Source organism: Aquabacterium sp., from assembly GCF_044226965.1.
Taxonomy (GTDB): domain Bacteria; phylum Pseudomonadota; class Gammaproteobacteria; order Burkholderiales; family Burkholderiaceae_C; genus Pseudaquabacterium.
In genome coordinates this window covers 23,112-46,449 of sequence record NZ_JBGAGA010000021.1, presented here as the reverse complement: position 1 = coordinate 46,449, position 23,338 = coordinate 23,112, and the positions used below count along the sequence as shown (strand labels likewise).

Below are 23,338 nucleotides of genomic sequence, written 5' to 3'. Positions count from 1 at the left end.
GATCTTAGCGGCGGCCGCGGGCCTGCCGCCACTCCGGCAAATCCCGGCCGACCCTGGCTCGGACATGGTTTTCGCACGACCGTGCTAATCTTCCGGCCATGGAAACCCGAACCGAGCGCAGCGGCCTGACCCTCGCGGCCATCGTCGACACCGCCGTGCAGATGGCGGCGACCGACGGGCTGGAGAGCCTGACGATCGGCGAGGTGGCCAAGCGCCTGGGGCTGTCCAAGAGTGGCGTGTTCTCGCGCGTCGGCTCGCGCGAGGCGCTGCAGTGCGCGGTGGTCGACGAGTACGACCGGCGCTTCCTGCAGGACGTGTTCATGCCGGCGATGCGCGAGCCGCGCGGCTTGCCGCGGCTGAACGCCATCATGCGGCTGTGGCTGGCCCGGGCGCGCGACGTGGAACTGCGCATCGGCTGCCTCTACTGCGCCGGCGCCTTCGAATACGACGACCGGCCCGGCCCGGTGCGCGACCGCCTGCTCGACGGCGTGCTGCGCTGGCGTGCCGCGCTCAAGCGCACGGTGATCCAGGCCATCGATGCCGGCCACCTGCGCGCCGACCTCGACGCCGAGCAGCTGGTCTACGAGATGGACGCGCTGTTCACCGGCCTGATGCGCGACGCCCGCTTCCTGCAGGACCCGCGCGCCGCCGACCGGGCCTGGACCGCCTGGCAGCGCCTGCTGCAGGCTTCGGTGCCATCGGCGCCGCCGGCCACCTCCCCTTCCCGCCCACGCTGAGCGCCATGAACGCCCGACGTGACCTTGCTGCCGCCCATATTTCGCACGATCGTGCGAAGTTTGGGGCGTTAGCCATCCGCTCCTGCTGGAGAACTCCATGAGCCTGATCCTTCTGAGCTTGTTGCTGCTGGTACTGCTCGGGCGCGCGCTGCGTGCCGCCTGGCGCCTGTGGTCGCTGCTGCCGCAGCGCAACACCGACTTCGGCCTGGTCGACGGTGACACCGGGGGCCGGCCATGAGCGGTGGCGCGCCCACGGCCCTGAGCGCCGTGCCCCGCACGGCAGCAAGCCCGAACCCGGCCGCCGCGTTCTACGCCTCGCCCGCCGCGCGCCTGCTCGCCGCCACCCTGCGGGCGGCCGAGCGCTGGACGCCGGCCTTGGCCACCCGGCTCGCGCTGCGCCTGTTCTTCACCCCGCTGCCCTCGAAGCGGCACGCCCGTGCGAAACCTGTACCCGCGCCCTGGCAGGCGCAGCGCCGCCGCTTCGAGCAGGGCGAGCTGGTCACCTGGCAACGCAGCGACGCCGCGCCGGGCGCGCCGAAGGTGCTGCTGGTGCATGGCTGGGCGGGCGACGCGCAGCAGTGGCGTGCGTTGGGCGACCTGCTGCTGGCCGAAGGCTACGACCCGGTGCTGCTGGACCTGCCGGCGCATGGTCGCAGCGACGGCCAGCGCAGCAGCCTGCCGCAATGGGTGCGCGCGCTGTTCGCGGTGAGCGCGACGCTCGGGCCCTGGCATGCGGTGGTGGCGCATTCGCTCGGCGCGCTGGCCAGCGCGCATGCGGTGGCCCGCGGGCTGCCGGCCGGGCGCCTGGCGCTGGTGGCCACCTCGCCGCCGCCGCGGCAGTTCCTGCGCTGGTTCTCGGCCGTGCTCGGCCCCGGCGAGGCGCTGGCGCAGCGCATGCAGGCGCGCATCGAGCTGCGCGAAGGCGTGCCGCTGCGCGAGTTCGAGCCGGCCTGGCTGGGCCCGCGGCTGAGGCTGCCGACGCTGCTGCTGCACGACCGCGACGACCGCATCGCCCCCCTGGCCGGCGCCGAGCGCCTGGCCGCCGCGGTGCCGGCGGCGCAGTTCGGCACCAGCAGCGGGCTGGGCCATCGCCGCATCCTGGGCGACGAGCCGACGCTGCGGCAGCTGGCCCGCTTTGTCAGCGGCCGCTGAGGCGCCCGGCGCAGCCTACGCGCAAATACCAGGGGCGAAACCCCGTAACTCGACGTCTCGACGGCAGGGCGGCTTCGTACACTGGGCCCCATGCTGTCCGGCCCGCCACGGTGCTGCCGATGAGTTCCGCTGCGGCCCGTCGGGTCGCGGCCGGCGCTCGTCGGCTGGCCGCATTGCTGAGCCTGGCCCTGCCGCTGGCGGGCCTGGCGCCGGCCTGGGCCGCGAACAGCCTCGCCGCCGCCGCGGCCCCGGCCAGCCCGGCGGCCAGCGCCGCCAGCCCGGCCGAACGCGTTGCGGCACTCGAGTTCCTGTCCCGCGCCAAGCCCAAGGCCGCGCTGGCGCAGCTGGGCGAGTTGCTGGCCGGGCTGCCCGCGCGCGATCCGACGCGGGTGCTGGTGCTGGCACTGCGCGGCACCTTGCAGGCGCAGCTGGACGATGCCGAGGCGGTGGACCTGACGCTGCGCGAGCTGGACGCGCTGGGGCCCTTGCAGCCGCTGGCCCAGGCGGCCGCGGGCCTGGTGCGCGCCGAACAGGCGGCCCGGCGCGGCCCGGCGCGGCGCGTCGAACGGCTGGCCACCGATGCCATGGCCCAGCTGCCGGCCGATGCCCCGCCGGCACTGCGCATGCGCCTGATCCGCACGCTGGCGCGGGCCAAGGAGCTCACCGGCGCGCTCGACGACGCGGTCCGCCTGCGCCAGCAGCAGATCAAGCTGGCCGACCAGTACGGTCCGGGCTGGCGCCGCGCCGAGGCGCGCGACGCGCTGGCCGATGCCCTGTACACCGCCAAGCAGCTGACCCAGGCCAAGGCCCTGAACGACGAGGCCATCGCGATGGCCCATGCCGAGGGCGACCTGGTCGGCGAAGCGCGTGCGCTGACCACGCGCACGTTCATCCAGACCGACTCCGGCGACACCACCGGCGTGCTGCGCACGATGACCCAGGTGATCGAGCTGACGCGGCGCGCTGGCGCGCGCGGCGAGGAAGTGCTGGCGCTGGCCAACCTGGCCGACTACTACCTGCGCACCGGCGAATTCGCCACCGCGCTGAAGCTCTCGCGCGAAGCGCTGCCGCTGACGCGCGAGATCGCCGACCCCACCGCCGAATCGGTGGCGCTGGCCAACATCGGCCTCGCGCTGATCTCGCTGCACCAGCGCGACGAGGGGCTGGACTACGTGCGCCAGTCGATGGCGATCGACGAGCGCAACGGCGCGCTGACCAACCTGGTCACGATCCAGGAGGAACTGGCCGGCTACCTCGAGCGCGCCGGCTACCTGAAGGAGGCGGTGCAGGTCTACCAGCAGCAGCGCAAGCTCAGCGACGAGGTCTACCGGCGCGACCAGCAGCAGGCCGTGCTCGAGCTGCAGGAAGGCTTCGACAGCGAGCGGCGCCAGCGCGAGCTCGCGCTGCTGCAGATCGACAACCAGCTCAAGCAGGCGCAGCTGCTGACCAGCGAGCTGCAGCAGCGCGTGTGGCTGGCGGCGCTGGCCGTCGGCGCACTGCTGCTGGTGCTGGTGGGGCTGCTGCTGCTGCGGCTGCGCCAGGCCGGCCGTGAGTTGTCCGCCGGCAACCAGCTGCTGCGCACGCAGAGCGAACGCGACCCGCTGACGCAGCTGGCCAACCGCCGCTACCTGCAGCGGGTGATGAACCGCGCCGCCAACGGCGAGACCGGTGGGGCCTTCGAGGGCGCGCTGCTGCTGATCGACCTGGACCACTTCAAGCTCATCAACGACCGCCACGGCCATGCCGCCGGTGACGCGGTGCTGGTGGAAGTGGCGCGCCGGCTGCGCGCGACCCTGCGCGACGAGGACATCGTCGTGCGCTGGGGTGGCGAGGAATTCCTCGTCGTCGCCCAGGAACTGACGCAGGACCAGCTGCAGGCGCTGGCGCAGCGCCTGCTCACCGCGATCGGCGGTGCGCCGGTGCCGCTGCCCGAGGGCGTGGTGCCGGTCACCGCCTCGATCGGCTATGCCGCCTTCCCGATCGAGCCGACACGCCTGGCCGTGGGCTGGGAGCAGGCGCTGGACCTGGTGGACACCGCGCTGTACCTGGCCAAGGCGCATGGCCGCAACCTGGCCTATGGCGTGCGGCTGGTGCATGCGCAGGACGAGACCGAGCTGGTGCAGATCAGCCGCGGCCTGGAAGCGGCCTGGAGCGCCGGCCGCGTCAAGCTCACGCCGCTGCGCGGGCCGGCGGTCGAGCCGGCCCTCAGCACCCCGGAGGCCCTGCCGTGAAGGGAGCCGCGCTGCGGGTGGCCCTGCTGCTGGTGCTGGCCGCCACGGCCGGCGCGGCGCCGCCGACCGAGCCCGCGCCGGCCGGCGGCCCCGACGCGGTCTACGACGTGCTGGTGCGCGAAGGCGAAGACCACCTCGACCAGGTGATGAAGCAGCTCGACGCGCTGCCGCCCGGCCCCAGCGCGGCCGATCAGCGCCTGTGGGCCATGGCGCGCGCCGAGATCGGTGCCCGCGGCGGCGATGCCGCGTGGTCCGCCGGCACGCTGACGCAGGCGGTGCGGGCTTCCCGCGCGGTGGACGCCGGCCTGGCCGAGGCCGACGAGGCCTACCTGACCGCGCTGCGCGGCGAGCGCGAGGACGGCGCCGGCATTCCCGCCACCGCGCAGCGTGCGCTGGCCGGCTACGAGGCCTGGTGCAAGGCGCAGCCGCTGCCGGCGGGCGCGGCGTCCGATGCGGCCGCCGTGGCCGCCTCAGGCGCCTCCGGCGCCGCGGGCCTGCCGGCGGCTCCCGGCCCCTGCGAATACCGGCGCCGCTGGCGCCTGCTGCAGCTGCTGGCCAACCAGGCGCGGCGCCAGCACGCCACCGCCGCGGCGCGCAGCCAGTGCCAGGCCGCGCTGGCCCTCAGCACCGCGGCCGGCGACAGCTGGCGCCAGGCCTGGACCGAGACCGAGCTGGCGCTGGTGGCCAATGCCGAGCGCGACGAGGTGCGGGCGCAGCGGCACCTGGCGCGCGCGCACCTGCTGGCCGAGCGGCACGAGGACGTGTGGCTCGACGCGCGGCTGCTCTTCACCGAAGCCACGCTGGCCAGCGACCGGGGCGACCCCGACGCCGCGCAGGTGGCGCTGCAGCGCGCGCTGGCGCTGGCGCGCCAGGCGCATGCGCCGCGGCTGGAAGCGCAGGCGCTGCTGAACCTGAGCGACCGTGCGGTGCGCGTCGGCCACGCCGCCGAGGCCCTGCGCATGGCGCAGCAGGGCCTGGCGATCGCCCAGCCGCTGAAGCTGACGCGGCTGGAGCGCATCCTGCAGAGCAACGCGGTGCTGGCCCGCGTGGCGCTGGGCCGCCAGGCCGAGGCGCGCCAGGACTTCGAGGCGCTGCAGACCGCCTGGGGCGCCGAAGGCATCACCGGCATGCAGGTCACCACGCTGCGCGAATACGGCGACGCACTGGCCGCTGCCGGCGAACTGAAGGCGGCGCTGGAAATCCACCACCGCGAACGCAAGCTCTCGCAGGAGCTGATGCTGGCCAACCGCGACGCCGCGCTGGCCGAGCTGCGCACGCGTTATGACCGCGAGGCGCAGCAGCGTCATATCGTCCAATTGGAGCGTGACAACGCGCTCAAGAGCGCCGAGCTCGCCAACCAGGGCCTGCAGCGCAAGCTGTGGGCGCTGGGCGCCGGCGTGCTGCTGCTGGCGACCAGCCTGATGCTGCTGCTGCTGCGCCGCGTGCGCCAGACCAACCGCCGCCTCGAACGCAGCCGCGCGCGGCTGCGCGTGCAGAGCGAGCGCGACGCACTGACCGGGCTGGCCAACCGGCGCCACTTCCAGTCGGTGCTGCAGGGCGCGGTGGCCGCGCCGGACGAAGGCGCGCTGGCCGGGGGATTCGTCGGCGCGCTGCTGATGATCGACATCGACCATTTCAAGCACATCAACGACGACCACGGCCATGCCGCCGGCGACGCGGTGCTGGTGGAGGTGGCGCGCCGCATCGCCGGCGCGGTGCGCGGCCGGGACACCGTGGCGCGCTGGGGCGGCGAGGAGTTCCTGGTGTTCGCGCCCGGCCTGCAGCGCGACGATGCCGAGGTGCTGGCGCAGCGCCTGCTGCAGGTGGTGGCCGGCACGCCGGTGGCGCTGCCCGGCGGCACGCCGCTGCGCGTGGCCGTCTCGATCGGCCATGCGGTGTTCCCGCTGCCGCCGCACCGCGTGGCCCTGAGCCCCGAGCAGGCGCTGAACCTGGTGGACATGGCGCTCTACACTGCCAAGAGCCAGGGCCGCAACCGCGCGGTGGGCATCGTGCGCGCCGACGCCGCAGACGCCGCCGGCCTGCGCGCACTGGAAAGCGATTTCGAGCGCGCCTGGCGCGAAGGCCGCGTGGTGCTGCGCATCGACCCCGGACCATGACACACGGAGACACCATGAACGACTCGAGCAAGACACGCCGCCACCTTGTCCGCCTGCTGGCGCTGGGCCTGGCCAGCCCGCTGCTGGCGCAGGCGCAATCGGCGTGGCCGACGAAGCCGGTGCGCATCGTCGTGCCCTTCGCGGCCGGCGGCACCACCGACATCCTGGCGCGGGCGCTGGCGCCCGAGCTGCAGAAGGCCTTCGGCCAGCCCTTCGTCGTCGACAACAAGCCCGGTGGCGGCGGCAACACCGGTGCGGCCGAGGTCGCCAAGTCGGCGCCGGATGGCTACACGCTGCTGATGGGCACGGTGGGCACGCACGCGATCAATCCGGCGCTGTACCCGAAGATGCCCTACGACCACGTCAAGGACTTCGCGCCGGTCACGCTGGTGGCGGGTGTGCCCAACGTGCTGGTGGTGAACCCGGCCTTCGCGCAGAAGTACAACCTGAACACGGTCGAGGACCTGGCCAAGGCGGCGCGGGCCAACCCGGGCAAGTTCAACATGGCCAGCTCGGGCAACGGCACCTCCATCCACCTGGCCGGCGAACTGTTCAAGACCATGACCGGCACCTTCATGGTCCACGTGCCCTACCGCGGCTCGGGTCCGGCGCTGATCGACCTGATGGGCGGCAGCATGGACCTGATGTTCGACAACCTGCCCTCGGCCATGCCGCACATCAAGAGCGGCAAGCTCAAGCCACTGGCTGTCACCAGCGCCACCCGCTCGGCCGCATTGCCGGAGCTGCCGACGGTGGAGGAAGCCGGCGGGAAGGCGCTGAAGGGCTACGAGGCCAGTTCCTGGTTCGGCCTGCTGGCGCCCGCCGGCACGCCCAACGACATCGTCCAGCGCGTGCAGCAGGAAACCGCCAAGGCGCTGGGCACCGCGGCGCTGAAGGAGCGGCTGCAGTCGCAAGGCGCCATCCCCAGCGGCAACACGCCGGCCGAATTCGCGAAGCTGATCGCGGCCGAGACCGCGAAATGGGCCAAGGTGGTGAAGGCCTCGGGCGCGAAGGTGGACTGACGGGCCCCTACGGCCCTGCGGGCCGGTTCGTCGGCCACTGCGCCATCCACGCGGTGAACTCGCCCACCGGCAGCGGCTTGCTCATGTGATAGCCCTGCGCGTCGTCGCAGTGCAGGTGGCGCAGCTGCTCGAGGATGCCGCTGTTCTCCACCCCCTCGGCCACCACGGTGAGGCCGAGGTTGTGCGCCAGGTCGATGGTCGAGCGCACGATGGTCGCGGCGCCGGCGTCGCCCGGCATCGCCATCACGAAGGCCTTGTCGATCTTCAGCTCGTCGACCGGCAGGCGCTGCAGGTAGGCCAGTGACGAGTAGCCGGTGCCGTAGTCGTCGATCGAGAGCTTGAATCCGCGCTCGGCCAGGCGGTTCAAGGTGGCCTCGGCGCGCTGCGGGTCGTCCATGATCGCGCTCTCGGTGATCTCGAGGCAGAAGCCGGCGGCCTGGGCGTCGTGCCGCGCCAGCAGCTCGTCGAGCTTGTCGGGCAGCTCGTGGTCCAGCAGGTCGCGCGTCGACAGGTTGACCGAGATGCGCTCGACGCCCAGCAGCCGCAGCGACACCTGGTGGCGCGCCGTTTCCTCGAAGATCCACAGCGTGATGCGGCGGATGAAGCCGGTCTGCTCGGCGAAGGGAATGAACTGCATCGGCGGCACCAGGCCGCGCTGCGGATGCTGCCAGCGCACCAGCGCCTCGGCGCCGCTGGCGCGGCCGCTGGCCAGCGCGATCTTGGGCTGCAGGTACAGCCGCAGCTCGCCATGCTCGAGCGCGTGGCGCAGCTCGCTCAGCAGCGACAGCGTCTGCGCGCTGGCGGTGTCGATCGCCGGGTCGTACACGCGCGCGCCGCCGGTGTGCGCCTTGGCCGCGTACATCGCCACCTCGGCGCGGCTGAGCAGCGCATCGGCATCGTTGGCATGTTCGGGCCAGCACGCAATGCCGATGCCGGCCGACAGGTCCACCGCCTGGTCGTCCAGCGTCAGCGGCTTCTCGAAGGCCAGCATCAGCTGCTCGGCCCAGGCCGCGGCGGCGCGCGCATCGGCGCCCATCATCAGCAGCGCGAATTCGTCGCCGCCCAGGCGGGCCAGCAGGTCGCCCGGCCGCAGCGCCTGCTGCAGCCGCGCGGCCACGCCCTTGAGCAGGCTGTCGCCGCTGGCGTACCCCAGCGCGTCGTTGACGTTCTTGAAGCGGTCCAGGTCCAGCATCAGCACCGCCAGGTGGTCGCGCGCGGAGTTCGCGCGGCCGATCGCGGCGCGCACCGAATCGCGGAACTGCACCCGGTTCGGCAGTCCGGTGAGGCGGTCCCAGTAGGCCAGCAGGCGGATCTCGCCCTGCTGGGCGGCGATGTTCACGCGCATGTGGTCGAAGGCCTTGGCCAGCTCGCCGATCTCGTCGCGGCGCTGCGTGTGTTCCAGCGGCGCGTCGTAGTCGCCGCGGCCCAGGCGTTCGCTGGCGCGTGCCAGCGAGCGCAGCGGCTGCGTCACGCGGCGCGCCGTCCAGATGCTGCCCAGGCCGAACAGCAGCAGCCCCAGCAGCGTCAACCCGCCCAGCACCAGCTGCAGGCTGCGGTAGGGCGCGACCGCGCGTGCCAGCGAGCCCGACAGCCGCGCGACGATGGGCTGCGGCCCGTCGCCGCTGAGCGGGATGCTGCGCACCAGGTGCGGCGCGCCGTCGATCAGCAGCTCGCCGTCGGCGGGCACCTGGGCCAGCGCCTGCGGCGACTTCAGGCTGCTCAGCAGCACGCGGGGCTCGGCACCCGCGGGCTGCAGCACCAGCGTGGCGTCCAGGCCGCTCACCGCGTGCATGTCCTCGGCCAGCGAGGCGTCGAGCGCAAAGCCCATCAGCACGTAGCCCACCAGCAGCGGCGCCTTCATCGGGACCATCACGAACTGGAACGGCCGCTGCCCCACCGCCGCCACCGCACTGCCGCGCTGGGCCAGGCGCGGCGCCAGCAGGGCCAGCACCGGCTGCAGCGCCACGTCGCTGCCGTCCGCGGTGGCCACCAGCCGCTGCTGGGTGTCGAGGAAGGCGGCCACCGCGGCGTCGATGCGCGCGCCGTGGTTGTCCAGCGCCGAGACGATGGTCGGGTTGTCGTGCGTGCCCACCGCCTCGCGGAAGGCGTAGTCGGCGGCCAGCACGGTGGCGCCCTGCGTCAGCTTGGCCGCGCGCTGGTCGAGCAGCCGGCCCCAGATGCGCTCGCCCACCGCCAGCTGCTCGGCCAGCTGCGCGCGCGCATTGCGCTGGATGCTGGTGCCGATGACCGCGAAGCCGGCGGCCTGCACCAGCAGCAGCAGCAGCAGCGACAGCAGCGCCATGCGGCTGGACAGCCGCCAGGCGTCGAAGCGCCACCAGGGGGTCTTGCTCGGCATGGCCGGGGTGTCCGTGCGCGGCGAGCCGGCTTCAGGGCCTGGCCGCGGCCAGCCGCACGCTGGCCTGCACCGGCGTGGCGCCCACGGTCAGCGGCTGTTCCAGCGGCGGGCTGCCGGTGGGCAGGCTGGCATGCCAGGTGTGCAGCGCATAGCTGCCGGGCGGCAGGTTCGGCAGCGTCAGCTTGCCATCGGCGCCGGTCTGGCCGTAGTAGGGCGTGTCGACCACCACCACCCAGGCCACCATGTTGTCGTGGATGTTGCAGCCGAGCACGGCGATGCCGGGCTTGTCGAACACCACCGGGCTGGCCGGCGTGCCGACGTAGAGCTTGATCTCGAAGGGCTTGACCGGCGAGAACGAGTAGACGTGGTGACGCACCGTATCGCGGTTAGGAAAATTCACCGCGCTGCCCACCGGCACGATGCTGACCTGCGGCACGAACTGCTTGCCCTGCTGGGCGATCTCGATGCCGGTGGCCGGCTTGACCGCCGCGCGGGCCTGTGGCGATTCGGCATACACCACCGCATTGGCCAGCGGCTTGCCGGCGCCGTCGGTCACCGTGACCTCCAGCGGCGCGGCGACCGCCAGCGGCGGCAGCGCCGCGGTGGCGAGCAGCAGCGCGGCAGCCTGCCGCGGCCAAGATGGATAACGCACGAAAGAGATGGCCATGGTCACGGCGTCGAGGCTCAGGGAATGATCGCCAGCCCCTGCAGCGGCTGGCCGCCGCCGATGGTGCCGAGCAGGATGGCCTGGCCGCTGGCCAGGTCGATGCGGTACAGCCGCGTGCGGCCGGCGCTGCGCAGCGCGGCCAGCGCGGTGTTGTCGGTGTCGGCGATGTCGAACGAGGCGTCCTGCAGCGGTCCGGTGCCCAGGGCGCCGACGGTGTACAGCCGTCCGCTGTTGGGCGACACCGCCGGCTGCACCCCTTCGGCCGTGCCCTGCGTGAGCAGCGCGCCCAGGCCGGCGTCGATCGCGTAGTTGGTGGTGAGCTTGTCGTCGCGCCTGTTGTAGGTGTAGGCCGCGGCCACCACGCGCGGCGTGCGGCCGGCGTTCGCGTCGCCGGGCGCGAACTGCAGGTCGGGGTCGGGTTGTGCGCCTGCGCGCAGGGGGTCGCCGTCGATCATCTCGCCGCTGTCGGGATGCAGCCGCAGGTTCTGCCCTCGGTCGCTGACGATACGGACACGGTCGGCCACCGGATTCACATCCACGCCGAACTGCTGGCCAACCAGCGGCAGCGCGACCGGTCCGCCCACGGCCGCGAGCTGGCCGCTGGCCGGATCGAGCGTGTAGAGCTGGCCGCGCGACGAGAAGGTGTACAGCACGCCGCGCGAGACGCGGTAGTCCAGGCCCAGCAACTGCTCGCCGGGCTGCAGGCCGATCACCGGCTTGCGCTCGAGCAGCTGCTGCGGTTGATGCGCGGCAAAGCGCACCAGGTCGCCGCCGGCCGTCAGGCCCAGCAGCATCTGCGGCAGCGGGTTCGCTGGCGGTTCGTCCTCCATCCAGACGGCGCAGCCGCCCAGCGCGGTGGCCAGCAGCAGCGCCGCCGCCCGGCGTCGCGCGGGCCGCTCAGGCCGCGCCGGCAATGAGGCCGCCGCCCAGGCAGACCTCGCCGTCGTAGACCACGGCCGACTGCCCGGGCGTGACGGCCCACTGCGGCTCGTCGAAGCGCAGCACGAAGCCGGCGGCGCCGGGGGCATCTTCGTAGCGGCAGGCGGCATCGGCCTGGCGGTAGCGCGTCTTGGCGGCATAGGCACCCGGCGCCGGCGCATGGCCGGCGACCCAGCTGGTCGTGTCGGCCGTGAGCGTAGCCGATTGCAGCCACGGATGATCATGCCCCTGCACCACGAGCAGCGCATTGCGCGCCAGGTCCTTGCGGGCGACGAACCACGGCGCGTGTTCACCGCCGCCGCGCGGCGCGCCCTTGTCTTTCACGCCGCCGATGCCCAGCCCCTGGCGCTGGCCCAGCGTGTAGAAGCTCAGGCCCACGTGCCGACCCAGCACGCGGCCGCGCTCGTCCTCGATCGGGCCCGGCGCATGGCTCAGGTAGCGGTTGAGGAACTCGCGGAACGGCCGCTCGCCGATGAAGCAGATGCCGGTGGAGTCCTTCTTCTTCGCGTTCGGCAGCCCGGCCTCGGCGGCGATGCGGCGCACCTCGGTCTTCTTCAGCTCGCCCACAGGGAACAGCGTCTTCGCCAGCTGCGCCTGCGTCAGCCGGTGCAGGAAGTAGCTCTGGTCCTTGGCCGGGTCCAGGCCCTTGAGCAGCTGGTGCTGGCGCAGCCCCTCGTGCCAGCGCACGCGGGCGTAGTGGCCGGTGGCGATGCACTCGGCGCCCAGCCGCATCGCGTGGTCGAGGAAGGCCTTGAACTTGATCTCGGCATTGCACAGCACGTCCGGGTTGGGCGTGCGGCCGGCCTGGTATTCGCGCAGGAACTCGGCGAACACGCGGTCCTTGTACTCGGCCGCGAAGTTCACATGCTCGATCGGGATGCCGATCACGTCGGCCACCGCGGCGGCGTCGACGAAGTCGATGTTCGACGAGCAGTATTCGCTGTCGTCGTCGTCTTCCCAGTTCTTCATGAAGATGCCGACGACCTCGTGCCCCTGCTGCTTGAGCAGCCAGGCGGTGACGGCCGAGTCGACACCGCCGGACAGGCCGACGACGACACGTTGCGCAGGCGTTCGGGACATGGTGGCGATTATCCCGACGCGGCGGTTGCCCGAACCCGCTTCTAATAAGGCCCGGAAAAACTCCGGGATTCCAGCCATGAAGCGTCGTTCCCTGTTGTCGGCCGCCGCGGGCGCCGGCCTGCTGCCGCAGCTTGCCCTGGCGCAGGACAAGTACCCCAGCAAGCTGATCACCTGGATCTGCCCGTATGCCGCGGGCGGCGGCGCCGACAACCGCTCGCGCCAGCTGGCGCGGCTGATGCAGGTGAGCCTGGGCCAGAACGTGATCGTCGAGAACAAGGCCGGCGGCGGCGGCAACATCGGCACCGACGCGATCGCCAAGGCCAAGCCCGACGGCTACACCATCGGCATGGGCAATTTCGCGCCGCTGGCGGTGAACCACGCGCTGTTCAAGAAGCTGCCGTTCGACCCCCTGAACGACCTGGTGCCGATCATGCTGGTCGAGCGCGGCCCGCTGGTGCTGACGGTGAAGGTCGACTCGCCGTTCAAGTCGGTGAAGGAGATCGTGGCCGCGGCCAAGGCCAAGCCCGGCAGCCTGAGCTATGCCTCGGGCGGCATCGGCGGCACGCACCACCTGAGCGGCGCGCTGCTCGAGAGCACGGCCGGCATCGACCTGATCCACGCCCCGTACAAGAGCGGCGGCGCGGCGGCCACCGACCTGATGGGCGGGCAGGTGGACATGATGTTCGAGCAGATGTATGCGGCGATGCCGTCGATCAAGGGCGGCCGCATGCGCGCGCTGGCCATCACCAGCAAGACCCGCTCGCCGCTGCTGCCCGACGTGCCGACGATGGCCGAGGCCGGCTTCCCCGCCGTCGAGGTGCTGAACTGGCAGGGCATCATCGGGCCGAAGGGCCTGCCGGCCGAGGTGGTGAAGATCCTCAATGCGGCCGGCAACAAGGCGCTGCTGGATCCCGAACTGCGCGCGTCGATGCAGGCCCAGGGCAACGAGATCGCCGGCGGCACGCCCGAGCAGTTCGCCGCGCTGATCAAGGCCGAAGCCCCGCGCTGGGGCAAGGTGGTGAAGGACGCGAAGATCGAACCCGAGTGAGCCGGGGCGGGCTCAGGCCAGTGTCCAGGGGTGCTGCAGCGCGGCATCCGCCTGGATCAGCTCCAGCGGGTAGCGCTGGCCGGCGGCATGGTCGTCTATGCAGCGCATCACCAGCGGGCTGCGGTGCTCGGCCTGCCGCGCGCGGATCTCGTCGACGCTGAGCCACAGCGTGCCGACGATGCCCTCGTCCAGCGCGCGCCCGGGCAGCGGCGCGTCCACCGTGCCGCGGTAGGCGATGCGCAGGTAGGTCACGTCCTCGCCGGTGGCCGGGCGCTGGAAGCGGGTGAGGTACAGGCCCAGCAGCGCCTCGGGCACGAAGCGGCGCGCGGTTTCCTCGAGCGCCTCGCGGATCACCGCGTCGAAGGGCGATTCGCCGGGCTCCAGGTGGCCGGCCGGGTTGTTGAGGCGCAGGCCCTCGGGCGTGTGCTCCTGCACTAGCAGGTAGCGCGGGCCGTCGCTGATCACCGCGGCGACAGTGACTGCAGGTTTCCAACGTTCGGGGGTCATTCGCCGATGTTATCGGTGGATCACCGGGGAACTCGGGTAAGCTTTCTGCAAGGAATCGGCCCTCCGCGCGCGGGGCCGGCACGAATCACAAGAGGAGTTGCAGTCATGGCATTGCGTATCGGCGTTCCGAGGGAAACGGCCGCGGGCGAAAAACGCGTCGCCACCGTGCCCGACGTGGTGCAGAAGCTGATCAAGCTGGGCTTCTCGGTCGCCGTCGAAAGCGGTGCCGGCGATGCCGCGAACTTCGATGACGAGAGCTACCGCGCCGCCGGCGCCGAGGTGCTGCCGAATGCCGCAGCGCTGTGGGCCGCCGCGGACATCGTCTTCAAGGTGCGGGCGCCCAGCGCCGACGAAGTGGCGCTGATGCGCGAAGGCGGCATGCTGCTGAGCTTCATCTGGCCGGCGCAGAACCCCGAGCTGATGCAGCAGCTGGCTGCGAAGAAGGCCACCGTGCTGGCCATCGACGCGCTGCCGCGCCAGCTGTCGCGTGCGCAGAAGATGGACGCGCTGACCTCGATGGCCGGCATCAGCGGCTACCGCGCGGTCATCGAGGCAGCCAATGCCTTCGGCCGCTTCTTCAACGGCCAGATCACCGCCGCCGGCAAGATCCCGCCGGCCAAGGTGTTCATCGCGGGCGCCGGCGTGGCCGGCCTCGCGGCCATCGGCACCGCGGCCAACCTGGGCGCCATCGTGCGCGCCAACGACACCCGCGCCGAGGTGGCCGACCAGGTGGTGTCGCTCGGCGGCGAGTTCGTCAAGGTCGACTACGAGGAAGAAGGCTCGGGCGGCGGCGGCTACGCCAAGGTGATGAGCGAAGGCTTCCAGGCCGCGCAGCGCGCCATGTACGCGCAGCAGGCCAAGGACGCCGACATCATCATCACCACCGCGCTGATCCCGGGCAAGCCCGCGCCCAAGCTGATCACCGCCGAGATGGTGCAGAGCATGAAGCCCGGCAGCGTGATCGTCGACATGGCCGGCGAGCAGGGCGGCAACTGCGAACTCACCGTGCCCGGCGAGGCGGTGGTGCGCCACGGCGTCACCATCATCGGCTACACCGACCTGGTGAGCCGGCTGGCCAAGCAGTCGTCGACGCTGTACTCGACCAACCTGCTGCGCGTGACCGAGGAGCTGTGCAAGACCAAGGACGGCACGGTCAACGTCAACTTCGACGACGACGCGATCCGCGGCCTCACCGTCATCAAGGACGGCGCGGTCACCTGGCCCGCGCCGCCGCCCAAGCTGCCGGCCGCGCCGCCCAAGCCCAAGGCGGTGGCCGCCCCGGCGCCCAAGGGCCACGGCCATGGCGCCGGCGAGCCGATGTCGGCGCAGTCGCTGGCCACGGTGTTCGGCATTGGCGCGGTGCTGTTCCTGCTGGTGGGCCTGTACGCGCCGGCCACCTTCCTGTCGCACTTCACGGTGTTCGTGCTGGCCTGCTTCGTCGGCTACATGGTGGTGTGGAACGTCACGCCTTCGCTGCACACGCCGCTGATGAGCGTGACCAACGCGATCTCCTCGATCATCGCGATCGGCGCGCTGGTGCAGGTGGCGCCGCCACTGGATGCCTCGGGCGCGGCCAACCGGCCCAACAGCCTGATCCTCGGGCTGGCCGTCGTCGCGCTGGTGCTGACGGCGGTCAACATGTTCGGCGGCTTCGCGGTCACCCGGCGCATGCTGGCGATGTTCCGCAAGTGAGAACAACAACAAGGACACGGACATGACCGCAAGCCTGGCCACCGTCGCCTACATCGGCGCGACCATCCTCTTCATCCTCAGCCTGGGCGGACTCTCGAACCCCGAGACCGCGCGCCGCGGCAACCTGTTCGGCATGATCGGCATGACCATCGCGGTGCTGGCCACCGTGCTGGGGCCGCGCGTCACGCCGGCGGGCATCCCGTGGATCATCGGCGCGCTGGCCGTCGGCGGCGCCGTCGGCGTCATCGCGGCGAAGAAGGTGCAGATGACGCAGATGCCCGAGCTCGTCGCGCTGATGCACAGCCTGGTGGGCCTGGCGGCCTGCCTGGTGGGCTTTGCCAGCTACGTCGACACCTCGGTGCAGTTCAGCGGCGCCGAGAAGGCCATCCACGAGGTCGAGATCTACGTCGGCATCCTGATCGGCGCGGTCACCTTCTCGGGCTCGATCATCGCGTTCGGCAAGCTCTCGGGCCGCATCGGCGGCAAGCCGCTGCTGCTGCCGGCGCGCCACTGGCTCAACCTGACGGGGCTGCTGGTCGTGATCTGGTTCGGCCGCGCGTTCCTCAACGCGCACGACATGCAGGACGGCATGACCCCGCTGATCGTGATGACCGTGATCGCGCTGCTGTTCGGCGTGCACATGGTGATGGCCATCGGCGGCGCCGACATGCCGGTGGTGGTGTCGATGCTCAACAGCTACTCCGGCTGGGCCGCCGCGGCCACCGGCTTCATGCTGAGCAACGACCTGCTGATCGTCGTCGGCGCGCTCGTCGGTTCGTCGGGCGCGATCCTCTCCTACATCATGTGCCGCGCGATGAACCGCAACTTCATCAGCGTGATCGCCGGCGGCTTCGGCGGCGGTGCACCGGCTCCGGCCGCGGGCGGCGGTGCCGCGGCCGAGCCGCAGGGCGAGGTGACGCCGGTCAGCGCGGTGGAAACCGCCGAGATGCTGCGCGAAGCCAAGAACGTGATCATCGTGCCCGGCTACGGCATGGCGGTGGCGCAGGCCCAGCACACGGTGTTCGAGATCACCAAGCTGCTGCGCGAGAAGGGCGTCAACGTGCGCTTCGGCATCCACCCGGTGGCCGGCCGCATGCCCGGCCACATGAACGTGCTGCTGGCCGAGGCCAAGGTGCCCTACGACATCGTGATGGAGATGGACGAGATCAACGAGGACTTCCCGGACACGGACGTCTCGATGGTCATCGGCGCCAACGACATCGTGAACCCGGCCGCGCAGGACGACCCCGGCAGTCCGATTGCCGGCATGCCGGTGCTCGAGGTGTGGAAGGCCAAGACCTCGATCGTGATGAAGCGCAGCATGGCCTCCGGCTACGCGGGGGTGGACAACCCGTTGTTCTACAAGGACAACAACCGCATGCTGTTCGGCGACGCGAAGAAGATGCTCGACGAGGTGCTGGCGGCGTTGCGGGGCTGAGCGGCCAAGTCGTTCTCGTCAGCGTTTGCCGCATCAGGCGGCACCGTGAGGTCGACCTCCGGCGAGCCTTGCGCGGCGCTCGATCACGTACAGGGCGTCGCGGCCTTGCCGGTGTTCTCGTGGCACTTCGTGCACGGCAGCAAGGGCTACTCGGCTGGCTGTCTGGCCCTGAATCAGCCCCGGCGTTGGCGAGTCGGCACACCTTGGTCGGCAGGTCGGCGGGGCGAAACCCCCGCAATGGGGGGGCGCATTGGCAATTTTGCGATGGCTGTGCCGTATCCGCGATGGCGATGTCGGCGCCGTTGCTAGGATCCCGCGCTCTTTCGCTTCCGTGCGTCGTCCCATGCAGACGACAACGCCTCCATGACTGACTCCACGACGAAGTTCTTCCCCGGCATGGTCCTCACCGCCGTTGACGGGGCCAGCGGAGGGATTTCAGAGATATTGACCTTAAGCGATGGCCGCATCGTTGCAGTCGGAACTGCCTATGTGTCCAAAAACAATGTGGCGGCTGTCGCTTGCTACACCGCCGACGGTTTGCCGGACACGAGCTTCTCCGGAGACGGCGCCCTGACCACAAACTTCGGCGGTTCGTCCTCCATGGGCGAAAGTGTCCACCTGCTGAGCGACGGCGGATTTCTCGTAACGGGTTCGGAGTACCACGTGGGCCTGCCCAACCAGAATGGGCGAACGTACCTGGTGGCAGCTCAGTACACCGCCAGCGGCGTTCTGAATCCAGCCTTATCTGCTGATGGCATGGCTTCGTTGGACGATGGAAAGAGCGATACACAAGTCGAAGCAGTGGTTGCCAGCCCCGACGGGGGACTTGTCATTGTCGGAGACGTCCATCCGACCGGACAGTCTCAGATCGAAGTCAGTCGAGTGGGACCGGACTTTCGATTCGATACAAGCTTTGGCTCTGGTGGTCGTCAACGGATTGACGCCGCAGGGTCGAACTACGCCTTTGCCAACGACGTGACGCTGCTACCAGACGGCAAGATCGTCGTCGTCGGTGGGGTGGATTTGTCGAACCGTCGAGACCTCCTGGTTGCGAGACTCAATGCGGATGGCACGCCAGACAGCAGCTTTTCCGACGATGGCTTGGCCTTAATTGCCTTTGGGGGTGACTACTCCACAGGTACTGGCTATTCCGTCGCGATTCAGCCCGACGGGAAGATCCTTGTCGTGGGGTCTGGTGGCCCGGCCAATGCCGGCAGTGATTTCGCCGTCTGTCGTTTCAATCGCGATGGCAGCCCTGATGCGAGTTTCTCGGGGGACGGCAAACTGACCACGGATTTCGGTGGGGGCTTGGATCAGGCAACTTGCGTCGCGATTCAATCCGACGGCAAGATTGTGGTGGGCGGTGTGAGCAGGGATGCCAAGAGCGAAAACATGGCAATCGCCCGCTACCTGCCCAATGGTTCGCTGGACACCACCTTTTCGGGCGATGGCAAGCTGACAATCGATTTTCAGGGCTCCACCGACTCGATTTCCGCGATCACTGTCCTCGACAACGGAAAGATCCTCCTGGCTGGATGCGCCGCAGAGTTGGGATCCTTCACTGACTTCGCCTTGGTTCGACTGAATGCCGATGGCAGTCTTGATACGCGCTTCGGTGCCGGAGCCGGCGCCAACACACCGCCGTTCATCACGAGTTTCGCCGGGCAGGAGAATCCTTCGACGGCCATCACCGAGGACGCGCTGGACGTCACCACCTTGGTCGCCAAAGACAATGACGGCGACCCGCTTTCGTTCTCGATCACGGGCGGGGCGGATCGAGCTCTGTTTCGTGTCGATGCGGCCACTGGTCGCCTTTCGTTCGCACGGGCGCCGGACTTTGAAGCGCCGGGCGATGCGAACAAGGACAACGACTACGAGGTGATCGTCGCGGTGAGCGATGGTCACGGCGGCAGCGACTCTCAATCGTGGACGATTCGGGTATTGAACGGCCCTGAGTGGATCCGAGGCACCGATGGACCCGACGTGCTCATCGGCACGAGTGCCGGCGAGGTAATCGATGGTCTGGGTGGGCGTGACCGGTTGCAAGGAGGGGGCGGTACCGACAGGCTCGTGGGCGGGGCCGACATCGACACCGTGGTGTACACCGGCCCACGTTCGGAGTATCAAGTGAGTGCGCGTGCTGCCACGGTCGCTTCCGTTCGCGATGGCAGTGACTATCTGGAACAGATCGAGCGAGTGAAGTTCAGCGACGTATCGATCGCGTACGACATCGATGGTTCTGCCGGTACCGTGGCGCGCTATCTTGGCGCGGTCTTTGGCAAGGAGGCCGTCGCCAACAAGAGCTATGTCGGCATTGGGCTGGACCTGCTGGATGCAGGCATGTCAAGCGACCGGCTGATGCAGATGGCGCTGGAGTCGGCATTGGGTCCGGGATACGCACCAGCGGCCGAGGTGAATCTGCTCTATCGCAATGTGCTTGGCCGGTCGGCAGATGCTTCCGAGCAGAGCTATTGGACCGGTGAACTCCTACGAGGAGCCTACGATGCCGTGTCGCTGGCCCAGATGGCCGCACTGTTGGATCTGAATGCCAACAACATCGGATTGGCTGGTCTGCACGACACCGGCCTACCCTACCTGGGCGCCTGATCTGGCAATGCTCCGTTCCTGATCATTGGTGCCGCGGTTGCGCCCAACCCGCCTAGGACCGAGCGCCTCGTTGGCCATATCGCTGCCGATGTGGTGAAGGCGTTGCACGCTCGAGCGCTCTGCCGGACGTTTCAGCCCCGCTGCGGCTTCAGCCCCAGGTGGGCCATCACCGCCAGCCCGGCCAGCAGCTTGAGCCCCGGGCCCTGCTCGGGCAGGCCGGAGACCGACCAGGCTACCAGCCGGTCGCCCTGCACGAAGCTGTCGTAGCTGGAGGCCTGGTCGATCATCAGCTGGTCGTCGATGAAGTAGGTGCTGCCGTCGACGTTCAGGATGCCTGACAGCGCCAGCAGCCCGCTGGCGGCGTTGTAGCTGACGGTGTAGGTGCCGGCGATGCGCTCGGCCTGGCCGAGGCCGGCCGGCGCGGGCAGCGGCGCGGCTGCGCGCCCGGCGCCTTCCGGCCGCTGCAGCGCGAAGCTCAGCTGGGTGCTGAACGACTGCTCGCGAGTCCAGCTGCTGGTGGCCTCGTCGTCGTCGTCGAGCCCGGGCGCCGGCATCGGCCGGGTGACGCCGGCGGCGGTGTCCTGGAACTCCGGGGCGTGGAGGGCGGTGGTGTGCATGGCGGGCCTTTCTGCTGTCCAACGACGGCATCGCTGTGTCGATGGCTGCACTGTCGCCAGCGGCCGTTAGACGACCGTTAGGTGCGCGTTAGCGCTGCGGCGCCGGAACCCCCCCGATCGAGGGGGCGCGTCAGCCGGCGCGATCGTCCAGCGCCAGCCGCACCGCCTCGCCGAGCTTCAGCGTCGCGCCCTCACGCCGGGCCTGCGCGACCAGTGCCGCGTCTTTTGGATGTTGGCACAGGCGCTGCAGCCGGCGCAGGTCGTGGCGGTCGCCGCGGCCGAGCCGGCCCCAGTACAGCAGCGCCTGGGTCTCGGCGAAGGCCATCAGCCGCGTCGCCGCCTCGGGCTGGCGCAGGTGGGCCAGCGCGCGCGGCAGGTTCCACAGGCCGTAGGTCAGCAGCAGGGGGTCGGGCAGCGCGTAGGCGATGCGGATGCAGTCGCGGTAGGCCTGCGCGGCCTCGGGCCAGCGGCGCAGCCGGCACAGCGCTTCGCCGCGGGCGTTGAGCGCCTGGCCGGCCTGCTGCCAGTCGCCGTGGCCGCGGGTGCTGGCGATGGCCTCGTCCAGCAGCGCCAGCGCCTCGTCGCAGCCGACCGTGCTGGCCGCCAGTGCTATCGCCAGATTGACGCGGCCGGTGTTCATGCCGTGCACGTCGCCGGCGGCCGTCCACAGGGCCAGCGAGCGGCGCTGCAGCGCGATGGCGGCTGCCGCGTCGCGCGTGCGGGCAATGGCGCCGCGCGTGGCCAGGATGCTGGCCTGCAGCGACTGCGTGGCCGCGCGCTGCGCCGGGCTGCTGGCTGCCGCCAGCGCGGCTTCGGCCAGCGCCAGCGCCTCGACCAGCCAGTCGTCGGCCGCGGCGTCGCGCTGCAGCCGCCAGCGCACGTGGGCCAGCCGCGCCAGCACCTGCGCGCGCGGCAGGCCGGCCGGCGGCAGCTCGGCCCAGGCCTGGTCGGCCTGCACCGCGGCGCGCTGCGGATCGCCGCCGCGGAACAGCGCGCGCGCCAGGTAGGCCCGCGTCACCGCGCGCGCCTCGGCCTGGCTCATCAGCGCCGCGCTCTCGGCCAGGGCGCGCAGGGCGCCTGGTGGCAGCGCCAGGTCGACCAGCGGGCCCGTGAGCGCCCCGGCCAGCGCGGCGGCATCGTCGGCCGCGCCGTCGGCGCGTGCGCTGGCCAGTGCGGCGCCGAGGTTGGCGAGTTCGTCGCGCAGCGCGGCCAGCGGGGCATCGAGGGCCAGGTTGCGGGCCCACGCGATGACCCAGTCCCGGTGGCGCGCGCGGCGCGGGGCGGCGTCGGCTGCCGGCAGCATCGCCGCGGCGAACAGGCGGATCAGCTCGAAGGGCTCGTAGCGGGCCTGTGCGCTGTCCGGTCCCGCCACGCTGCGCAGCATCGATTGCGCGACCAGCTCGTCCAGCGCCAGGGCCACCGGCGCGTCGCCGGCGTCGCGGCACACGGCTTCGGCTGCGTCGAGCGTGAAGCCGCCGGCGAACACCGACAGCCGCCCGAGCAGCGCCTGCGCCGCGGGCGACAGCAGCTGCCAGCTCCACTGCACCACCGACAGCATCGAGGCATGGCGCGGGTCGCTGCCGCCGCGCGGGCCGCTGCGCGACAGCAGCATCAGCGCGTCCAGCTGCGGGCCGCTGCCGGCGGCCTCGATCTGTGCCAGCAGCTGCGCCGGCGGCAGGCTGCGCACGCGGCTGGCCGCGAGCTCGATGGCCAGCGGCATGCCTTCGAGCCGGCGCACCAGCGCGATCACGGCCTCGCGGTTGCGGCTGCTGAGGTGGAAGTCGGCCCGCGCGGCCCGGGCGCGGTCGACGAACAGCGCCACCGCCGGGTTCAGCGCCGCCTCGGCCTCGCTGCTGTCGGGGCCGGGCAGCGGCAGTGGCGGCAGCACGAACTCGCGTTCGCCATCGACGCCCAGCACGCGGCGCGAGGTCACCAGCAGGCGCAGCCCGGCGTGGCGTTCGAGCAGCGCGGCCACCACCGGGGCGGCGCTGTCGGCCAGCTGCTCGGCGTTGTCCAGCAGCAGCAGCGCACGGCGGCCCGTGAGCAGCGTGGCCAGGCGCTCTAACGGCTCACCGGAGCGGCCCTCCTGCTGCAGCGCCAGCAGCATCGCATCGAGCATCGCCTCGCGGCTGGTGCAGCCCACCAGCGGCACGAAGGCGACGTAGTCGAAGCCCTCGGCCTGCGCCGGCGCGGGCCAGGCCCCGCCCTCGGCCAGCGTGCGCGCCACTTCCACCGCCAGCCGGGTCTTGCCGTGGCCGCCGGGGCCGAGCACGGTGACCAGGCGGTGCTGCAGCAGCTCCGCGCGCAGGCGGGCCCCGACCTCGTCGGCGCCGTGCAGGGGCGTCAGGTAGCGCGGCAGGTGGCGGCTGCCGGGGGCTTCCGCGGCGGCCTGCGGCGACGTCGGCAGGGGTTCGGGCAGCGGTGGGGTCGGCGTGGTGGAGGGCGTGGTGGATGGCAGCGCGGCCACCAGGCCCGGGCCCGCCGCGAGCCGCTCGTCGAGGCGATCGGCCAGCGCGGCCAGCCGCGTGCGCTCGTCGACGATCCATTCGTCGAAGAAGCCCGGCATCAGCTCGCCACGGTACAGCGCACGCGCCTCGGCCCAGCGACCCTGGCGCAGCGCGGCCTCGAAGGCCGGCACGTCGCAGTGCAGCGCATCGGGCGTGAGCCGCAGCGCCTGGCGGTCGGCCTGCAGCACTGGCGCGCCGGCCTGGCCGGGGTGCTCGAGCAGGCTCTTGAGCGTCGACAAGACCTGCCGCAGCCGGTTGCGGCCGACATCGAGGGCGACCCCTGGCCACAGCAGCTCGATCAGTTCCTCGCGTGCGTGGGCCCGCTGCGGGGCCAGGCCCAGGCGTGCCAGCAAGGCCGCGGCGGCACGGCTGGGCAGGCGCACCGGTGCTTGCGCGGCCTCGCGCAAGGCCACGTCGCCCAGCAGGCGCAGCTGCCAGCGTGCGCGTGCCGGGGCGGGTGTGCTGCGGCCAGCGGTGTCGAGGGCGTCGGTCATCGGCGGCGGAGGTTCGTCGCGATTGTAGGAATCGCCCTGCGCGCCGCGGAGGTCGCCGGCTATCGAATGCCCTGATCGTCCCGCTGTCAGCCCTCGGTCAGAATCCGCCCCCAGGAACGGAGCGATT

The 23,338-nt window shown here is 71.3% G+C and carries 17 protein-coding genes; 10 read left to right on the top strand and 7 right to left on the bottom strand.

Going from position 1 to position 23,338, the window contains the following annotated elements:
- The first annotated feature begins 98 nt into the window (after positions 1-98).
- The 6 genes from ACILR4_RS11910 (at position 99) to ACILR4_RS11885 (ending at position 7,259) form a co-directional block, all read left to right on the top strand.
- A complete protein-coding gene (locus ACILR4_RS11910) occupies positions 99-737 on the top strand; it encodes a TetR/AcrR family transcriptional regulator (protein ID WP_395701071.1) in 639 nt (212 codons plus the stop codon).
- A gap of 97 nt (positions 738-834) precedes the next feature.
- Positions 835-975 carry a hypothetical protein gene (locus ACILR4_RS11905; protein WP_395701070.1) on the top strand — a complete coding sequence of 47 codons (141 nt, stop codon included), beginning with the start codon at positions 835-837 and terminating at the stop codon, positions 973-975.
- A 29-nt stretch (positions 976-1,004) separates the two neighbouring features.
- Complete coding sequence (locus tag ACILR4_RS11900; RefSeq protein ID WP_395701069.1) at positions 1,005-1,889, top strand: alpha/beta fold hydrolase; 885 nt, start codon at positions 1,005-1,007, stop codon at positions 1,887-1,889.
- A 119-nt stretch (positions 1,890-2,008) separates the two neighbouring features.
- A complete protein-coding gene (locus tag ACILR4_RS11895) occupies positions 2,009-4,120 on the top strand; it encodes a diguanylate cyclase (RefSeq protein ID WP_395701068.1) in 2,112 nt (703 codons plus the stop codon).
- Positions 4,117-6,237 carry a diguanylate cyclase gene (locus tag ACILR4_RS11890; RefSeq protein ID WP_395701067.1) on the top strand — a complete coding sequence of 707 codons (2,121 nt, stop codon included), beginning with the start codon at positions 4,117-4,119 and terminating at the stop codon, positions 6,235-6,237. The genes ACILR4_RS11895 and ACILR4_RS11890 overlap by 4 nt, the downstream gene beginning before the upstream one ends.
- A 14-nt stretch (positions 6,238-6,251) precedes the next feature.
- Positions 6,252-7,259 carry a Bug family tripartite tricarboxylate transporter substrate binding protein gene (locus ACILR4_RS11885; RefSeq protein WP_395701066.1) on the top strand — a complete coding sequence of 336 codons (1,008 nt, stop codon included), beginning with the start codon at positions 6,252-6,254 and terminating at the stop codon, positions 7,257-7,259.
- Positions 7,260-7,266: 7 nt separating this feature from the next.
- Here ACILR4_RS11885 and ACILR4_RS11880 read toward each other — a convergent pair whose 3' ends face one another.
- Genes ACILR4_RS11880 through mnmA form a run of 4 tightly spaced genes read right to left on the bottom strand, consistent with a single transcriptional unit; the run spans position 7,267 to position 12,301 of the window.
- A complete protein-coding gene (locus ACILR4_RS11880) occupies positions 7,267-9,615 on the bottom strand; it encodes a putative bifunctional diguanylate cyclase/phosphodiesterase (RefSeq protein WP_395701065.1) in 2,349 nt (782 codons plus the stop codon).
- A gap of 31 nt (positions 9,616-9,646) precedes the next feature.
- A complete protein-coding gene (locus tag ACILR4_RS11875; RefSeq protein WP_395701064.1) occupies positions 9,647-10,282 on the bottom strand; it encodes a methylamine utilization protein in 636 nt (211 codons plus the stop codon).
- Positions 10,283-10,299: 17 nt separating this feature from the next.
- Positions 10,300-11,196 (bottom strand): DUF4394 domain-containing protein, encoded by an 897-nt coding sequence (locus tag ACILR4_RS11870; RefSeq protein ID WP_395701063.1) that lies wholly within the window; start codon positions 11,194-11,196, stop codon positions 10,300-10,302.
- The gene (gene mnmA / locus ACILR4_RS11865; RefSeq protein WP_395701062.1) at positions 11,180-12,301 is read right to left on the bottom strand and encodes a tRNA 2-thiouridine(34) synthase MnmA; all 1,122 of its coding nucleotides are present in this window, start codon (positions 12,299-12,301) and stop codon (positions 11,180-11,182) included. Before mnmA ends, ACILR4_RS11870 begins: the two co-directional genes overlap by 17 nt.
- 76 nt (positions 12,302-12,377) lie before the next feature.
- Here mnmA and ACILR4_RS11860 point away from each other — a divergent pair, with 76 nt between their 5' ends.
- Positions 12,378-13,349 carry a Bug family tripartite tricarboxylate transporter substrate binding protein gene (locus ACILR4_RS11860; protein WP_395701061.1) on the top strand — a complete coding sequence of 324 codons (972 nt, stop codon included), beginning with the start codon at positions 12,378-12,380 and terminating at the stop codon, positions 13,347-13,349.
- 12 nt (positions 13,350-13,361) lie between these two features.
- On the opposite strand, the gene ACILR4_RS11855 is transcribed toward ACILR4_RS11860, so the two are convergent.
- Positions 13,362-13,856, bottom strand: a complete 495-nt coding sequence (locus ACILR4_RS11855) for an NUDIX hydrolase (protein WP_395701060.1) — start codon at positions 13,854-13,856, stop codon at positions 13,362-13,364.
- A gap of 105 nt (positions 13,857-13,961) precedes the next feature.
- Between ACILR4_RS11855 and ACILR4_RS11850 the strand changes: the two genes are divergently transcribed.
- The 3 genes from ACILR4_RS11850 (at position 13,962) to ACILR4_RS11840 (ending at position 19,593) form a co-directional block, all read left to right on the top strand.
- Positions 13,962-15,548 carry a Re/Si-specific NAD(P)(+) transhydrogenase subunit alpha gene (locus ACILR4_RS11850; RefSeq protein WP_395701059.1) on the top strand — a complete coding sequence of 529 codons (1,587 nt, stop codon included), beginning with the start codon at positions 13,962-13,964 and terminating at the stop codon, positions 15,546-15,548.
- A 22-nt stretch (positions 15,549-15,570) separates the two neighbouring features.
- The gene (pntB, locus tag ACILR4_RS11845) at positions 15,571-16,986 is read left to right on the top strand and encodes a Re/Si-specific NAD(P)(+) transhydrogenase subunit beta (RefSeq protein WP_395701058.1); all 1,416 of its coding nucleotides are present in this window, start codon (positions 15,571-15,573) and stop codon (positions 16,984-16,986) included.
- A gap of 363 nt (positions 16,987-17,349) precedes the next feature.
- On the top strand, positions 17,350-19,593 hold the full coding sequence (locus ACILR4_RS11840; protein ID WP_395701057.1) for a DUF4214 domain-containing protein: 2,244 nt from the start codon (positions 17,350-17,352) through the stop codon (positions 19,591-19,593).
- A gap of 131 nt (positions 19,594-19,724) precedes the next feature.
- On the opposite strand, the gene ACILR4_RS11835 is transcribed toward ACILR4_RS11840, so the two are convergent.
- On the bottom strand, positions 19,725-20,210 hold the full coding sequence (locus ACILR4_RS11835) for a hypothetical protein (RefSeq protein ID WP_395701056.1): 486 nt from the start codon (positions 20,208-20,210) through the stop codon (positions 19,725-19,727).
- Positions 20,211-20,340: 130 nt separating this feature from the next.
- Positions 20,341-23,211, bottom strand: coding sequence for an AfsR/SARP family transcriptional regulator (locus ACILR4_RS11830; protein WP_395701055.1), 2,871 nt, complete (start codon positions 23,209-23,211; stop codon positions 20,341-20,343).
- Between the last annotated feature and the right edge of the window lie 127 nt (positions 23,212-23,338).

Excerpts from the sequence above, each read along its gene's own strand:
- ACILR4_RS11835 (WP_395701056.1), bottom strand. The coding sequence starts at position 20,210 with ATGCACACCACCGCCCTCCACGCCCCGGAGTTCCAGGACACCGCCGCC.
- ACILR4_RS11895 (WP_395701068.1), top strand. The coding sequence starts at position 2,009 with ATGAGTTCCGCTGCGGCCCGTCGGGTCGCGGCCGGCGCTCGTCGGCTG.
- pntB (WP_395701058.1), top strand. The coding sequence starts at position 15,571 with ATGACCGCAAGCCTGGCCACCGTCGCCTACATCGGCGCGACCATCCTC.
- ACILR4_RS11850 (WP_395701059.1), top strand. The coding sequence starts at position 13,962 with ATGGCATTGCGTATCGGCGTTCCGAGGGAAACGGCCGCGGGCGAAAAA.
- mnmA (WP_395701062.1), bottom strand. The coding sequence starts at position 12,301 with ATGTCCCGAACGCCTGCGCAACGTGTCGTCGTCGGCCTGTCCGGCGGT.
- ACILR4_RS11855 (WP_395701060.1), bottom strand. The coding sequence starts at position 13,856 with ATGACCCCCGAACGTTGGAAACCTGCAGTCACTGTCGCCGCGGTGATC.
- ACILR4_RS11910 (WP_395701071.1), top strand. The coding sequence starts at position 99 with ATGGAAACCCGAACCGAGCGCAGCGGCCTGACCCTCGCGGCCATCGTC.
- ACILR4_RS11830 (WP_395701055.1), bottom strand. The coding sequence starts at position 23,211 with ATGACCGACGCCCTCGACACCGCTGGCCGCAGCACACCCGCCCCGGCA.
- ACILR4_RS11860 (WP_395701061.1), top strand. The coding sequence starts at position 12,378 with ATGAAGCGTCGTTCCCTGTTGTCGGCCGCCGCGGGCGCCGGCCTGCTG.
- ACILR4_RS11875 (WP_395701064.1), bottom strand. The coding sequence starts at position 10,282 with ATGGCCATCTCTTTCGTGCGTTATCCATCTTGGCCGCGGCAGGCTGCC.
- ACILR4_RS11880 (WP_395701065.1), bottom strand. The coding sequence starts at position 9,615 with ATGCCGAGCAAGACCCCCTGGTGGCGCTTCGACGCCTGGCGGCTGTCC.
- ACILR4_RS11840 (WP_395701057.1), top strand. The coding sequence starts at position 17,350 with ATGACTGACTCCACGACGAAGTTCTTCCCCGGCATGGTCCTCACCGCC.
- ACILR4_RS11905 (WP_395701070.1), top strand. The coding sequence starts at position 835 with ATGAGCCTGATCCTTCTGAGCTTGTTGCTGCTGGTACTGCTCGGGCGC.
- ACILR4_RS11885 (WP_395701066.1), top strand. The coding sequence starts at position 6,252 with ATGAACGACTCGAGCAAGACACGCCGCCACCTTGTCCGCCTGCTGGCG.